Annotated in this window: 16 protein-coding genes; 7 read left to right on the top strand and 9 right to left on the bottom strand. The window is 71.2% G+C overall.

Features of this window, described 5'->3' with window-relative positions:
- Window positions 1–39: 39 nt before the first annotated feature.
- Both ACWEF2_RS06470 and ACWEF2_RS06465 read right to left on the bottom strand, forming a co-directional pair.
- Window positions 40–1,167 carry an ArsA family ATPase gene (locus ACWEF2_RS06470; RefSeq protein ID WP_453812495.1) on the bottom strand — a complete coding sequence of 376 codons (1,128 nt, stop codon included), beginning with the start codon at window positions 1,165–1,167 and terminating at the stop codon, window positions 40–42.
- Window positions 1,164–2,168, bottom strand: coding sequence for an ArsA-related P-loop ATPase (locus tag ACWEF2_RS06465; protein ID WP_453812493.1), 1,005 nt, complete (start codon window positions 2,166–2,168; stop codon window positions 1,164–1,166). Before ACWEF2_RS06465 ends, ACWEF2_RS06470 begins: the two co-directional genes overlap by 4 nt.
- Before the next feature lie 153 nt (window positions 2,169–2,321).
- On the opposite strand from ACWEF2_RS06465, the gene ACWEF2_RS06460 reads away from it, so the two are divergent.
- The 4 genes from ACWEF2_RS06460 (at window position 2,322) to ACWEF2_RS06445 (ending at window position 4,709) form a co-directional block, all read left to right on the top strand.
- Entirely contained in the window at window positions 2,322–2,477 is a 156-nt protein-coding gene (locus ACWEF2_RS06460) for a DUF4177 domain-containing protein (RefSeq protein WP_221460272.1), read from the top strand.
- Window positions 2,474–2,932: a RidA family protein gene (locus ACWEF2_RS06455; protein ID WP_355599309.1), complete on the top strand. Its 459-nt coding sequence runs from the start codon at window positions 2,474–2,476 to the stop codon at window positions 2,930–2,932. The genes ACWEF2_RS06460 and ACWEF2_RS06455 overlap by 4 nt, the downstream gene beginning before the upstream one ends.
- Window positions 2,933–3,004: 72 nt before the next feature.
- Window positions 3,005–3,853: an NUDIX hydrolase gene (locus ACWEF2_RS06450; RefSeq protein WP_453812491.1), complete on the top strand. Its 849-nt coding sequence runs from the start codon at window positions 3,005–3,007 to the stop codon at window positions 3,851–3,853.
- 67 nt (window positions 3,854–3,920) lie between these two features.
- Window positions 3,921–4,709: an MBL fold metallo-hydrolase gene (locus ACWEF2_RS06445; RefSeq protein ID WP_453812489.1), complete on the top strand. Its 789-nt coding sequence runs from the start codon at window positions 3,921–3,923 to the stop codon at window positions 4,707–4,709.
- A gap of 60 nt (window positions 4,710–4,769) precedes the next feature.
- Here the strand turns inward: ACWEF2_RS06445 and ACWEF2_RS06440 are convergent, their stop codons facing one another.
- Entirely contained in the window at window positions 4,770–5,450 is a 681-nt protein-coding gene (locus tag ACWEF2_RS06440; protein WP_453812487.1) for a Crp/Fnr family transcriptional regulator, read from the bottom strand.
- A gap of 150 nt (window positions 5,451–5,600) precedes the next feature.
- Between ACWEF2_RS06440 and nth the strand changes: the two genes are divergently transcribed.
- Entirely contained in the window at window positions 5,601–6,257 is a 657-nt protein-coding gene (nth, locus tag ACWEF2_RS06435) for an endonuclease III (RefSeq protein ID WP_453812485.1), read from the top strand.
- Between the two features lie 101 nt (window positions 6,258–6,358).
- Complete coding sequence (locus ACWEF2_RS06430; RefSeq protein WP_453812928.1) at window positions 6,359–6,982, top strand: NUDIX hydrolase; 624 nt, start codon at window positions 6,359–6,361, stop codon at window positions 6,980–6,982.
- Here ACWEF2_RS06430 and ACWEF2_RS06425 read toward each other — a convergent pair.
- A complete protein-coding gene (locus tag ACWEF2_RS06425; protein ID WP_453812483.1) occupies window positions 6,932–7,519 on the bottom strand; it encodes a HEAT repeat domain-containing protein in 588 nt (195 codons plus the stop codon). The genes ACWEF2_RS06430 and ACWEF2_RS06425 overlap by 51 nt on opposite strands.
- Before the next feature lie 99 nt (window positions 7,520–7,618).
- Between ACWEF2_RS06425 and ACWEF2_RS06420 the strand changes: the two genes are divergently transcribed.
- Window positions 7,619–8,818: a MarP family serine protease gene (locus ACWEF2_RS06420; RefSeq protein WP_453812481.1), complete on the top strand. Its 1,200-nt coding sequence runs from the start codon at window positions 7,619–7,621 to the stop codon at window positions 8,816–8,818.
- Between the two features lie 78 nt (window positions 8,819–8,896).
- Here the strand turns inward: ACWEF2_RS06420 and ACWEF2_RS06415 are convergent, their stop codons facing one another.
- The 5 genes from ACWEF2_RS06415 to acs all read right to left on the bottom strand — a co-directional run bounded on the left by ACWEF2_RS06415 (window position 8,897) and on the right by acs (window position 14,204).
- Entirely contained in the window at window positions 8,897–9,346 is a 450-nt protein-coding gene (locus ACWEF2_RS06415) for a DUF309 domain-containing protein (RefSeq protein WP_453812479.1), read from the bottom strand.
- 61 nt (window positions 9,347–9,407) lie between these two features.
- Window positions 9,408–10,331, bottom strand: a complete 924-nt coding sequence (locus ACWEF2_RS06410) for an alpha/beta fold hydrolase (RefSeq protein WP_453812477.1) — start codon at window positions 10,329–10,331, stop codon at window positions 9,408–9,410.
- Window positions 10,328–10,798: a phage holin family protein gene (locus tag ACWEF2_RS06405; RefSeq protein WP_453812475.1), complete on the bottom strand. Its 471-nt coding sequence runs from the start codon at window positions 10,796–10,798 to the stop codon at window positions 10,328–10,330. Before ACWEF2_RS06405 ends, ACWEF2_RS06410 begins: the two co-directional genes overlap by 4 nt.
- 26 nt (window positions 10,799–10,824) lie before the next feature.
- A complete protein-coding gene (gene nhaA / locus ACWEF2_RS06400) occupies window positions 10,825–12,051 on the bottom strand; it encodes a Na+/H+ antiporter NhaA (RefSeq protein ID WP_453812473.1) in 1,227 nt (408 codons plus the stop codon).
- Between the two features lie 167 nt (window positions 12,052–12,218).
- Entirely contained in the window at window positions 12,219–14,204 is a 1,986-nt protein-coding gene (acs, locus tag ACWEF2_RS06395; RefSeq protein WP_453812471.1) for an acetate--CoA ligase, read from the bottom strand.
- Between the last annotated feature and the right edge of the window lie 178 nt (window positions 14,205–14,382).

Here is a 14,382-nt window from a genome sequence, read left to right as displayed (position 1 = left end):
CCGGTGGGCGGGTCTTCGGGGCTAGCCGGGCTCTTCGGGCTACTGGGCGGCCAGCAGTTCGCCCACCTGGCGCAGGCCCTTCAGGTCGTGCACGTCCTCCGGCATGGCGGGCACCTGGGCGACGGGCACCGTGGGGTGGGCGGAGACGAAGTGCTCCTGCTCCCGCTGTTCGCGGGCGGCCAGTTGCATCCGGCCGGCGTGCAGGCGCAGTACGGCGGAGGTGAGCTCGTGCTCGCCCCGGGATTCGAGGTCCTCGGCCGCGGCGGTGCTGCGCGCGGCGGAGAGCACGGCCGCCGGTGCGCGGTGCACCCGGTTCACCACGAGCCCGGCCAGGGGCATGCGCTCCTCGGCGAGCCTCTCCACGAAGTAGGACGCCTCGCGCATGGCGTCGCGTTCGGGGGCCGCCACGACGACGAAGGCGGTTCCCGGGGCCTGCAGGAGCTTGTAGGTCTGCTCGGCCCGTGCCCTGAATCCGCCGAAGACGGCGTCCAGCGCGGACACGAACGTCTGCAGGTCCTTGAGCACCTGGGCGCCCAGCAGCTTGGTCAGGGCCCCGGCGACGATGCCGAATCCCGCGTTGAGCAGCTTGAACGCGCTGCGTCCTCCCACCTTGGCGGGGGCCGTCAGCAGCCGGATGAGCCGGCCGTCGAGGAAGCGGCCCAGCCGCTCCGGCGCGTCCAGGAAGTCCAGTGCGGAGCGGGAGGGCGGGGTGTCGACGATGATCAGATCCCAGTCGCCCGACCGGCGGAGCTGGCCGAGCTTCTCCATCGCCATGTACTCCTGGGTACCGGAGAAACTGGACGACAGAGACTGATAAAAGGGATTTGTCAGGATCTGGCGGGCCCGGTCCGGGTCCGCGTGCGCCTCGATGATCTCATCGAAGGTGCGTTTCATGTCGAGCATCATGGCGTGCAGCCGGCCCTCGCCCGCCACGCCCGCGACCAGCCGCGGGGTGTTGTCCAGCTCGGTGAGCCCCATGGACTGCGCCAGCCGCCGGGCCGGGTCCACGGTCAGCACCACGGCCGAACGGCCGCGCTCGGCCGCGCGCAGCCCCAGCGCGGCCGCCGTGGTGGTCTTGCCGACCCCGCCGGAGCCGCAGCAGACGATGATCCGGGTTCCCGGATCGTCGATGATCGGGTCGAGATCGAGGACCGGGGGGGTCTTCATGCGGCTCCCTGGGCGTGGATCGATTCGGCCAGTTCGTACAGCCCGGACAGGTCCACCCCGTCGGCCAGCAGCGGCAGTTCGTAGCGGGGGCGGCCCGACCTGTCCAGCGACCGCCTCTCGCGGCGTTCGAGGCGGGTGCGGTGGGCGTGCTCGGCGATCTCCTGGGCGAGGGCCTCGGCCACCGCGGCGGCGTCGGAGCCGCCCTCAGCGAGCCCGGCGGCCTTCAGGCCCAGCGCCAGCTCGGCCTGGTCGAACCGGCCCTTGACGGCGGCGTCCAGGACCGTCTTGGGCAGCAGCGACTCCCTGACCATGTTCGTGAAGATCCCGCCGGGCGGCAGCCCGGCCTCCCGCAGCTCGCCGATTCCGTCCAGGGTCTCCTGGACCGGCATCTCCTCCAGGAGCGTGACAAAGTGCACCGCGGTCTCGGGGGAGGCCACAACGCCGTTCACCAGATCGGCGTGGTTCTTGATCGGTCCTATCCTGGCCAGCCCGGCCACCTCGTTGGTGACGTTCAGGAAGCGGGCGATCCTGCCGGTCGGCGGCGCGTCCAGCACGACCGCGTCGTAGATCCGGCCGCCGCCCTTGCCCTTGCGCCGCACCGCCTCGGTCGTCTTCCCGGTGACCAGCACGTCGCGGAAGCCGGGGGCGATGGTGGTGGCGAAGTCGACGACCCCCATCTTGGTCAGGGCCTTGCCCGCGCGGCGCATGCCGTAGAACATCTCCAGATATTCGAGCATGGCCTCCTCGGGGTCGATGGCCAGCGCGTAGACGTCGCCGCCCGCGGGCGCGACGGCGATCTTCCGCTCCTCGTACGGCAGCGGCGGCAGGTCGAAGACCTGTGCGATGCCCTGCCTGCCCTCGACCTCCACCAGCAGGACCCTGCGCCCGCCCGAGGCGAGGGCAAGGGCGAGCGCGGCGGCCACCGTGGTCTTCCCGGTGCCGCCCTTACCGGTGACGACGTGGAGGCGTACGCCGTCCCAATCGGTGTCGCGAGCTCTCACCTTTCGAAGGCTACCCAACGGCCATATGGTGATTGGCCGGGACCGTACCGTTGGTGACCGATCGGGTATGGCCCGGTGCCCTGTGAACGCGCCGGTCCGGTGGACTCCATGGGGGGGATCCGTCCTCGTTTGGGCTCTCGCTAATGTGTCCCCATGACGCAATGGGAATACTCGACGGTTCCACTGCTGGTCCACGCGACCAAGCAGATTCTTGATAACTGGGGTCAGGACGGCTGGGAGCTCGTCCAGGTTGTGCCGGGGCCGAACCCCGAGCAGCTGGTCGCCTACCTGAAGCGGCCGAAGCAGTGACGCCGGAGGAGAGGCTGACCGAGCTCGGCCTGAAGCTTCCCGAAGTCGTCCCGCCGCTGGCGGCCTATGTCCCGGCGGTTCGCACGGGCAACTACGTCTACACCTCGGGGCAGCTCCCGATGGTGGACGGCAAGCTCCCGGCGACCGGCAAGGTCGGCGCCGAGGTCAGCCCCGAGGAGGCCCGCGAGCTCGCCAGGATCTGCGCGCTCAACGCCCTCGCGGCGGTCAAGTCGGTGATCGGGGACCTGTCCGGCATTGTGCGGATTGTCAAGGTTCTCGCCTTTGTGGCCAGTGACCCTGGTTTCGGGGGGCAGCCCCAGGTCGTCAACGGTGCGAGCGAGCTGCTCGCCGAGGTTCTGGGGGACGCGGGCAAGCACGCTCGCAGCGCGGTCGGTGTGGCCGTTCTCCCGGCGAACGCGCCGATCGAGATCGAGCTGATCGCCGAGGTTCGCTGACGGTTGCCCGGGGCGGGAGCCGTACCCCATCACGCATTCCAGAGCGGAGCGTTGTTCTGATGGAGGGTCTGAATGGGTGGGATCCCGCTCTCCGGTGAGGACGGCCGGCGTGCGCGCGACATCCTGGCCGGGCGGGTGCGACCCGTCCCGGCCCGCGATGCCGCCACGGTGGCCGTCCTCCGCGGGCGGGGCGCCGACGGGATCGAGGTCTACCTGCTGAGGCGGAAGGCGAGCATGGCCTTCGCCGCGGGCGCCCACGTCTTTCCCGGCGGCTCGGTGGACCCCCGGGACACCGACCACACGGTCGCCTGGGCGGGCCCCTCGCCCGCCGACTGGGGGAGGGTCTTCCGCGCGGACGAGAAGACCGCGCGCGGCCTGGTCTGCGCCGCGGTGCGGGAGACGTTCGAGGAGTCGGGCGTGCTGCTGGCCGGGCCGTCCCCGGAGGCGGTGGTGGCGGACACCACCGGTGAGGACTGGGAGGCGGACCGGCTCGCGCTGATCGACCGGAGGCTGTCGTTCGCCGACTTCCTGGACCGGCGTGCCCTGGTCCTCCGCGCCGATCTGCTCCGTCCCTGGACGCACTGGATCACTCCCGAGGTGGAGGGCCTGCGGTTCGACACCCGGTTCTTCGTCGCGGCGCTCCCGCCGGGCCAGCGCACCCGGGACGTGGGCGGCGAGGCCGACCGGGTCGCCTGGGTACGGCCGGCCGACGCGGTCGAGCGGGCCGCGAGCGGCCGGATTCTCCTGATGCCGCCCACCTATCGCACGCTCGCCGAACTCGGCGGCTATCGGACCGTGGCCGAGGTGCTCGCGGCCGAGCGTGAGATCGTCACCTTCATGCCCGGGGTCGCCGAGGTGGACGGGGAGATGCGCGTCGTGCTCGACGACGACTACCACAGCCACAGGTATGGTGCCGGATGAGCGAGCGGATCGGCGGGCGCGGGAGGTGCCCGGACGAGGGCTCCCGGCCGCCGGGTGCGGAGGCGGAGTGAGCGGGCTGCGGATCCCCCTCGGCGGCCCTGACGGATCGGGCACGGCCCACGCGCTCAACCTCCTCGCCCCGAACCCGTCCCCCATGACCCTGGACGGCACCAACACCTGGGTGATCGGCCGGGGGGAGGACGTGCTGGTCGTCGATCCCGGGCCGGACGACGAGACCCATCTGCGCCGGGTCGCCGACCGGATCGGCGGGCGCCGGGTGACGGCGATCCTGCTCACCCACGGGCACCACGACCACAGCGGCGGGGCCGGGAGGTTCGCCGAGCTGGTCGGCGCCCCCGTCCGGGCGCTGGACCCCCGGCACCGGCTCGGCGACGAGGGGCTCGCCGACGGTGACGTGCTCGCCGTGGACGGCCTTGAGCTCCACGTGGTCGGCACGCCCGGCCACTCGTTCGACTCGCTCTGCTTCTGGCTGCCCGAGGATCGGGCCGTGCTCACCGGCGACACCGTGCTCGGCCGGGGCACCACCGTGATCGCCCCGGACGGCGACCTGACCGACTACCTGCGTTCCCTGGACCGCCTCCGGGCGACGGCCGAGCGGGTGGGCGCCGTGGCGCTCCTGCCCGGCCACGGCCCGGTGCTGCCCGACCCGATCGGCGCGCTCGACGGCTACATCGCCCACCGGAGGCGGCGTCTTGAGCAGATCCGGCGGGCCCGCGCCGAGGGCGCGACGACGGTGCGGGAGATCGTCGAGATTGTCTACGCGGACGTCGACGGATCGCTCAGGCCCGCCGCCGAGATGTCGGTCCGCGCCCAGCTCGCCTATCTCGACGGCTAGACCCGTACGGCCGCTCCGGCGCGCCCGGCGCGGCCCGCCGGACGGTTCCCGGCTCCGGCGCTAACGCGAGCGGTTGTGCAGCCGCTCCAGGTCCATGATGACCACGGCCTTGGCCTCGATGCGCAGCCAGCCGCGCTGGGCGAAGTCGGCCAGGGCCTTGTTCACGGTCTCGCGTGAGGCGCCGACCAGCTGGGCCAGCTCCTCCTGGGTGAGGTCGTGGTGGACCCGGACGCCGTCGTCGATCCGCTGGCCGAACCGGTCGGCCAGGTCGAGCAGGGCCTTGGCGACCCGGCCGGGGACGTCGGTGAAGACCAGGTCGGCCAGCACGTCGTTGGTACGGCGCAGCCGCTGGGCCAGGGCGCGCAGCAGGTGCAGGGCGACCTCGGGGCGGCCGGTCAGCCAGGGGCGGAGGTCGTCGTGGCCGAGCCCGGCCAGCCGGACGTCGGTCAGCGCGGTGGCGGAGGCCGTACGCGGGCGGGGGTCGAACAGCGACAGCTCGCCGAACATCTCGCCGGGACCGAGCACGCTGAGGAGGTTCTCCCGGCCGTCGGGCGCGGTTCTGGAAAGTTTGATCTTGCCTTCGAGCACCACGTAGAGGCGGTCTCCGGTCTCGTTCTCGCTGAACAGGGCCTGCCCCTTGGAGAGGCGTACCTCGGAGACGCTCGTCCGCAGCGCGGCGGCGCCCTCGCGGTCGAGCGCCGAGAACAGAGGCGCCTTGGCCAGCACGTCGTCGGTGTTCACAGTGCCTCCTGTCTCGCGGCTCACGCAGTCATTGTGACCTATCCCACCGAGCCACTTTCAGGGGGCCCGTGCGCGTAGGCTGTCCGGGTGCTCCGCAACGTCAGTCCTGCTGGTGAATCCCAGCTTGCCCTGGTCCGTCGCGCTCGGAGGATGGACCGCGTTCTTGCCGAGACCTACCCAGACGCACACTGCGAACTCGACTTCGGCAACCCCCTTGAGCTGCTGGTCGCAACGATCCTGTCCGCACAGTGTACGGACAAGCGGGTCAACATGGTTACTCCAGCTCTTTTCGCGAAATATCCGACGGCGGAGGACTACGCCGGCGCCGATCGGGCCGAGCTGGAGGAGCTCATCCGCTCCACCGGCTTCTACCGGGCGAAGGCCGGCAACATCGTGGGCATGGCCCAGGCCCTGTGCGACCGCCACGGCGGCGAGGTCCCCGGCGGGCTCAAGGACCTGGTCGCGCTCCCCGGCGTCGGCCGCAAGACCGCCAACGTGGTGCTCGGCAACGCCTTCGGGGTGCCGGGGATCACCGTGGACACCCACTTCCAGCGGCTCACCCGGCGATTCGGGTGGACCCGTGAGACCGACCCGGTCAAGATCGAGCACGCCGTCGCCGAGCTCATCCCGAAGCGCGACTGGACGATGATGTCCCACCGTCTGATCTGGCACGGCCGCCGCGTCTGCCACGCCCGCCGGCCCGCCTGCGGCGCGTGTCCCCTCGCCGCGCTCTGCCCCGCGTACGGCACCGGGCCCACGGACCCCGTCCAGGCCGCCAAACTGGTACGTCCCGGTCCCTTCTCGTAAGACCCTCCCCTCCGTCCGCCGCGGCGGACGGAGGGGAGGCACGGAGCCGGAGAGTCGCGTTGCAGAACATCGGAGGTGTGTCCGTGGAAGTGCCCGGATGGATGGAGACGCTGGCCGAGCGGGCCGCGGCGGCGCCGGTGCCCGCGCCGCTGCGTCCCCCCGCGGTCGGCGGGCGTCCGGCCGCGGTGCTGATGCTGTTCGGTGAGGGGCCGCTCGGCCCCGACGTGCTCCTGATCCAGCGCAGTCTCCGTGGCCGCCGGCACGCCGGGCAGCCCGCCTTCCCCGGTGGCGGCGTGGATCCCGAGGACGGCGGCCCGGTCGCCGCCGCGCTGCGCGAGGCCCGGGAGGAGACCGGCCTCGACCCGCGCGGGGTCCACGTGGTCGGCACGATGCCCGAGCTCTACATCTGGCGCAGCGACAACCGGGTCACCCCGGTGCTGGGCTGGTGGCACACGCCCTCCATGGTGCACGCGGCCTCGCCCGACGAGGTGGAGTCCGTGGAGCGGGTCCCGATCTCCGAGCTGGTCGATCCGGCCAACCGGCTCAGCCTGCGTCACCCCGGCGGCTTCACCGGGCCCGCGTTCCGGGTGCGCGGGCTGCTGGTGTGGGGTTTCACCGCGGGGGTGCTCGACGGGGTGCTCGACGACTCGGGCTTCGCGCTCCCCTGGAACAGGTCACGGATCGAGGATCTGCCTCCGGACGTCTTCGACCTCGCCTCCCGCTGACGCCCCCGGCCCCGGCTCCCGGCCCTCCGGTTCGCCGAGGTCCTCGATCTCGTGGCCGGTCGCCAGGGCCAGCCCGAGACGGGCCCAGTCGGCCACGTCGTCGTCGGGGTCGTCCGTCAGCCGCCGCAGGGTGGCCAGGCCCACCGGATCGGGTGGGCTGCCGATGATGTTCGGCAGCGCGTAGGCCGCGCCGTACCGGACCCCGGGGTCGGTGTGCTCACTCAGGGCGATCACCGAGGGCAGCGCGCGGCGGTCCCTGAGGTGGCCGAAGGCGATCAGCACCGAGTAGAGCACCATGCAGTCGTCCTCGCCGGCCGCCAGGAAACGGAGCAGGGGCAGGCTCCGGTCGGCGAACGGGAGCCTGCCGATGATGTCCACCCCGAGCGTTCGCTCGGCCGCGGTCTCTCCCGCGCACAGCCGCCTGGCCGCGGTGAAGGTCTCCAGATCGCCGCGCTCGTGCAGTGTGGCGATCGCGTTCCAGCGGATCGTGCCGTCATGGTCCCGGTCCCGTAGCGCGGTCTCGATGAGAGATTCCACGGCCGGCGACCCCCCGATCGTTGCCATACGGCCACGATAACCGGACAGACCTCCGACAAGGAGTGCACGCGCGGGCTGGGGGCTGGATACCGTAAAGGGGTGAGTGGTGATCTCCTCGACCTCATCCTGATCGCCCTGATGGTGGCCTTTGCGGTGTCGGGATACCGGCAGGGGTTCATCATCGGGGCCCTAAGTTTTGTTGGATTCGTCGGAGGTGGGCTGCTGGGCATGTTCATCGCTCCGCCGATCGCCCGGGCGGTCGTCGACGGTGAGACCGAGCGGGCGCTGCTCGCCATCGTCATCGTCTTTCTCGCCGCGACCATCGGGCAGTTCGCGTCGTCGACGATCGGCGCGGTGGTCCGCAGCCATGTCACCTGGGAGCCGGCCAAGGCGGTCGACGCGGTCGGCGGCACCTTCGCCAGCGCGTTCTCCGTGCTGGTCATCGCCTGGATGATCGGTTCGCTGATCGCGTCCTCCCAGTTCACCCTGTTGAGCGAGCAGGTCAACAAGTCCCTGCTGATCAGTACGGTGGACCAGGCGCTGCCCGCCGCGGCCAAGGACCTGCAGAAGCCGATCAAGGACTTCATCGACACCTCCGGCTTCCCCAAGGTGTTCGACGCCATCGGGGGCGGCCAGTTCGTCGAGGTCCCGCCACCCGACCGGAGCGTGGCGAAGGGACCCCAGCTCATCCGGGCCCGCCGGGGCATCGTCAAGGTCCAGGGCGTCGCCTCGGGCTGCCGCAGGCACATCGAGGGCACCGGGTTCGTCTACGCGCAGAACAAGATCATGACGAACGCCCACGTGGTCGCCGGGGTCAACCAGGACCTCCAGGTCACCGACTATCTGAACAACTCCCACCCGGCCAGGGTCGTGCTCTACAACCCCGACAGGGACATCGCGATCCTGTACGTGCCGGGGCTGAACATGCCGGTCCTGCGCTTCGACGGCACCGCCAAGAAGGGCGACGACGCGATCATCGCTGGCTTCCCGCACGGCCAGGGCTTCACCCTCAACGAGGCCCGCATCCGGGTGCAGCAGAAGGCCAAGGGCCCCGACATCTACGAGCGCAAGACCGTCTACCGTGACGTCTACGCGATCCGCGGCCTGGTCAGGCAGGGTAACTCCGGCGGACCGCTGCTCACCACGGACGGCCGTGTCTACGGGGTCGTCTTCGCCGCCGCCCTCGACCAGCAGGAGACCGGGTTCGTGCTGACCGCGGCGGAGGTGGCGCCGGACGCCGAGGACGGCTCCAAGCTGTTCAACCGGGTGGGCACCCAGGAGTGTGACCAGAGCAACTGAGCGAAGCACCCCAAGAGTCCCGGACGCCCTGGACGGCCGGGGCGGTCTCCCACGTGGGGGGACGGCCCGCGCGGACGGTCAGAGCAGGTCTCTGATCCTGGCGACGGCCGCCTCGGCGTCCGGATCGTCCAGGCCGCCCAGCTCACGCGCGGCCACGGCGATCTCCGGGTACGGCGGGCCGTACCCGGAGATCCTGTCGGCGCCCCGCGCGAACAGCGCCGAGGCCCCGCGCCGGTTCCCCCGCTGAAGATGGGTGAGACCCACGCAGATCTGCGCCAGCCCCTGCCACAGCTCCCGTTCCCGCCGCGGCGCGCACTTCCACCTGCCCTCCAGCACCTCGTGGGCGTGGAAGGGGCGGCCGTCGCCGAGCAGCCTGCGGGCCTCGGAGACGGCCTCCCGCGCGCTGGGCGCGTAGTCGTCGGGCACGCGCTCCACCCCCTCGGCTCCGTGCGGCAGCGGGCGCCCGAACGCGTCCCGGGGACGGCGGCTGCGTGGCCGCCCGTCCGGGTCGCGGTCTCGTGAGGTCATCGAACCGGCTCCGGGACGCGATCCCCTGTCGCCGGCCGTGCTCCGGCCGTCCCCGGCGAGGTCATCGGTCGGGCTCCGGGTCGGACAGCCAGGAGACGAGCTCGGTGTCGAACTCCTCCGGGCGCTCCTCGTGCGGGAAGTGCCCGGCGCCCTCGATCAGCCGCCACCGGTAGGGGGCCGTCACGTAACGGCCGGAGCCCTGGGCGGTGCGGGGCAGGGTGTGCCTGTCGAGCGCGCCGTGTAGCTGCAGGGTGGGCGCGTCGATCTCGCCCCGCATGGTCCTCGCGTAGCGGAGCCCGTCAGGACGGAGCTGGGAGCGGGCGAACCAGCGGTGATACTCCAGCGCGCAGTGCGAGACGGTGGGGATGCGGAACACGTCGCGGTAGGTCTTCGCCACGTCCTCGTCCGGCCACCCCGGCCCCGACCACTCGTTCAGCATCCGCCCCACCAGCGCGCCGTCCCCGGCGGTCAGCCGCCACTCGGGCAGCAGCGGCAGCTGGAAGCCCAGGCCGTAGGCGCTCGCCCTGAGCTGGCCGAACGGGTCGGTGAGCAGAGAGGAACGGAACCTGAGCGGATGCGGCGCCGACACCGGGACCAGCCGCAGGACCGCCTTGGGGTCGCGTACGGCCATGGTCCAGGCCAGCAGCCCGCCCCAGTCGTGGCCGACGACGATCGCGCCGCTCTCGCCCAGCGCGCGGATCAGTCCGGCCGCGTCGCCGGCCAGGGTGGGCAGGTCGTAGCCGCGGGGCGGCTTGTCGCTGCCGCCGTAGCCCCGCAGGTCGACGGCGACGGCGCGATAGCCCGCCGCCGGCAGCGAGACGAGCTGGTGGCGCCAGGTCCACCAGAACTGGGGGAACCCGTGCAGCAGCAGCACGAGCGGGCCCTCACCGGCCTCCACCACGTGGAAGCGGGTGCCGCCCGCGTGGACGGCGCGGTGGGTCCACGGGCCCTCGATCCTGACCAGGGACTCGTCGGGATGGCTCACTGGACCGGTCTCACCGGTTCGCGGGCCGCGCCGACCTGGCCCGCGGTGGCCGGAGCGGGGAGGGGGGCGCCGAGCTCGGTGTCGCCGCTCTTGAGGTTCTTCAGCGACCGCATGGTCCGCTGCATCCCGCTCAGGCCCTTGAGCCGCCGGACGCCGAAGAAGATCAGCAGTCCGGCCACCACCAGATAGAACACCGTGACGACGGTGAAGGCCAGCCACGTCCACATCCCCAGGGCGACCAGGCCGTACGCGATGGCGAACGAGGCCAGGATCAGGCACAGGTGGGCCATGAACGCCGCCGCGCCGAAGAGTCCCGCGGCCATGCCGGCCCGCTTGGCGTCGAACTTGAGCTCGGCCTTGGCCAGCTCGATCTCGGCCCGCACCAGGGTGGAGATGTGGTCGGTGGCGTTGGCGACCAGCGCCCCCAGCGACTCCTCCGCCGGTTCCGTGGACGGATTGTGTGTCATGAACGATCTCCTATCGAGCGCCGCTGTCAATCATCATCCTGCGCGTTGTCCCGGCTGCGCACGCGCACCCGGAGCAGGATCGCCGCCAGAATCGAGGCCATGAGGCTTGCCGCGAGCACCCCGGTGGTCACCGCGTTCAATCGTTCCGGATCGTCGCCGAAGGCCAGGCCGCCGATGAGCAGCGACACGGTGAACCCGATCCCGGCCAGTATCGAGACGGCGGCCATGTCCCGCCAGTGCAGTTCCTCCGACAGTCTCGCCAGGCCGAGCCGTACGGCCAGCCACGCCCCGCCGAAGACGCCGAGGAACTTGCCGACGACCAGTCCGACGATCACGCCGAGCACCACCCGGTCGGTGAACATCCCGCCGAGGCTGTCCCCGCTGAGCACGACCCCGGCGGACAGGAACGCGAACACCGGCACCGCGAATCCCGCGGAGAGGGGACGGAAGTAGTGGTCGGCCAGTTCGGCGGGGGAGTTCTCCTCGGCGGGGCCGTTGTGCACGCGGGTCATCAGGCCGAGCGCCACCCCGGCGACGGTCGCGTGAACGCCGCTCATCTCGACGAAGTACCAGGCGCCGAGGGCGAGCGGCAGGTATATCGCCAGGCCGCGGACCCGCCTGGCCTGCAGCAGGCCGTACAGGGCGATGAGCGCGACCCCGGCCAGCAGGGCCAGCAGGTTCAGGTGCTCGGTGAAGAAGACGGCGATGACGCCGATCGCGCCGAGGTCGTCCACCACGGCGCTGGTCAGCAGGAAGGCGCGGAGCGCCGCGGGCATCGCGCTGGCGGTCACGGCCAGTACGGCCAGCGCGAAGGCGATGTCGGTGGCCGTGGGGATGGCCCAGCCCCGCCCGGCGCCGGGCGCGCCCCAGCTCACCGCGAGGTAGATCAGCGCGGGAACGATCATGCCGGCGACCGCGGCGAGGATGGGCAGCGCGGCCTTGCGGAGGTTGGAGAGCTCGCCGTGCACGAACTCCTCCTTGACCTCGATCCCCGCCACGAAGAAGAAGATGGTGAGCAGGCCGTTCTGCGCCCACTTGTACAGCTCAAGGTCGAGATGGAGGGAGGCGGGGCCGAACGTCACCGTGCGCAACGCCTCGTAGGAGTCGTTGGACACATTGGCCCAGATCAGTGCGGCGACCGTGGCGAACAACATGATGACGCCGCCCACGGTCTCGGCCCGCAGGGCCTCGGCGAGCTGACGGGCGTATCGGACGGTCGGCCTGAAGGGCCAGTTCTCGGCGACGCGGCGCATGAAACCTCCGGGAATGCAGAGAGGGCCGGTTCCCCCACTGGCCGACCAGACTTCCCGGCACACCTGATCACCACCCTACAGACCTCTTCCAAAAGGGATTTAGGGCGCCCTATATAGCGAAAAGGCGCGGACCCTTGCTCGCGGGGTCCGCGCCTTGCCCGCCGCGCCTACTCCTCGCCCTTGGTGCCGGGCAGCTTCTGGGAGATGAGGTTCATCACCGTGCTGTCGGCCAGCGTGGTGACGTCGCCGACGCTGCGGTTCTCCGCCACGTCGCGCAGGAGACGCCGCATGATCTTGCCCGAGCGGGTCTTCGGCAACTCGGGGACCACCAGGATCTGACGGGGCTTGGCGATCGGGCCCAGCGTCTTGGCCACGTGGTCGCGCAGCTCGGCGGCGATGTCCTCCCCCTCCTCCGCGTCGCCGCGCAGGATCACGAACGACACGATCGCCTGGCCGGTCACCGGGTCGGTCGCGCCGACCACGGCGGCCTCGGCGACCTTCGGATGGGAGACCAGGGCCGACTCGACCTCGGTGGTGGAGATGTTGTGGCCGGAGACGAGCATGACGTCGTCCACCCGGCCGAGCAGCCAGATGTCGCCGTCCGCGTCCCTCTTGGCGCCGTCGCCCGCGAAGTACACGTTCTCGAACCGCGACCAGTAGGTGTCGATGTAGCGCTGGTCGTCGCCCCAGATCGTGCGGAGCATCGCCGGCCACGGGTCGCGGATCGCGAGGTAGCCGCCCCCGCCGTCGCCCACGCTGTTGCCCTGGTCGTCGACCACGTCGGCGGTGATGCCGGGCAGCGGGCGCATGGCCGCGCCGGGCTTGCCGCTCGTCACGCCGGGCAGCGGGCTGATCATGATGGCGCCGGTCTCGGTCTGCCACCAGGTGTCCACGACCGGGGTACGGTCGCCGCCGATGTGCTCGCGGTACCAGGTGTAGGCCTCGGGGTTGATCGGCTCGCCGACGCTGCCCAGGATGCGCAGGGACGACAGGTCGTACTTGGCGGGGATGTCGTCGCCCCACTTCATGAACGTGCGGATGGCCGTCGGCGCGGTGTAGAGGACCGTGACCCCGTACTTCTGCACGATCTCCCAGAACCGGCCGCGGTGCGGGGTGTCCGGGGTGCCCTCGTAGATGACGCTGGTCGCGCCGTTGGCCAGCGGGCCGTACACGATGTAGGAGTGGCCGGTCACCCAGCCGATGTCGGCGGTGCACCAGAAGACGTCGGTCTCCGGCTTGAGGTCGAACACCGCGTGGTGGGTGTAGGCGACCTGGGTCAGGTAGCCGCCGGTGGTGTGCAGGATGCCCTTGGGCCTGCCGGTCGTGCCGCTGGTGTAGAGAATGTAGAGCGGGTGCTCGGCGTCGTGCGGGACCGCCTCGTGGACCTCGGACTGCCGGTCCACGACGTCGTGCCACCAGACGTCCTTGTCCGTCCACGCCACGTCCTGGCCGGTCCTCCGTACGACGAGCACGTGCTCGATGCCGGGGCACTCCCCGACCGCCTCGTCCACGGTCGGCTTGAGCGCGCTGGGCGCGCCGCGTCGGTAGCCGCCGTCGGCGGTGACCACGACCTTGGCGTCGGCGTCCTTGATCCGGCCGCTGAGGGCGGCGGCGGAGAACCCGCCGAACACCACCGAGTGGATCGCGCCAATGCGGGCGCAGGCGAGCATCGTGATCGGCAGCTCGGGGATCATCGGCATGTAGACGGCGACCCGGTCGCCCTTGCCGACCCCCAGCTCCCGCAGCGCGTTGGCGGCCTTGGCGACCTCGCGTCGCAGGTCGGAATAGGTGAGGGTACGGCTGTCGCCCTCGGGCTCGCCCTCCCAGTGGTAGGCGATCCTGTCACCGCGGCCGGCCTCGACATGGCGGTCGACGCAGTTGTAGGCGATGTTCAGCTCTCCGCCGACGAACCACTTGGCGAAGGGCGGGTTCCACTCAAGGGCGGTGTCCCAGCGCTTGGACCAGGTCAGCCGGTCCGCCTGCCTCTCCCAGAACGCCAGGCGGTCCCGCTGGGCCTCGGCGTAGGCGTCGGCGGTCACGTTCGCGGCCGCGGCCAGGTCGGCAGGAGGGGCGAACCGCCGGGTCTCGTGCAGCAGGTTCGACAGCGTCTCCTGGGTCTCACGCGACTCGGAACCAGGGGTCTCCGGGGCCACTGCGTACTCCTTACGTACTGCCGGTCAGGTGGTCGTGTCCCACTTCACCAGGCCAGAGGTGTCCGCCACAAGAGGTCTAGACAGGTCTGTACCAACCGGTGATAGCGCCCCATATGGTTCACAAGCGCCTTGACCGGACAACAACTGTCGCAGAAACGTTGCCCTTTCGACATCGCGG

This window comes from Streptosporangium sp. NPDC004631 (assembly GCF_053601935.1).
This window is presented reverse-complemented; position numbering and strand designations above follow the sequence as displayed.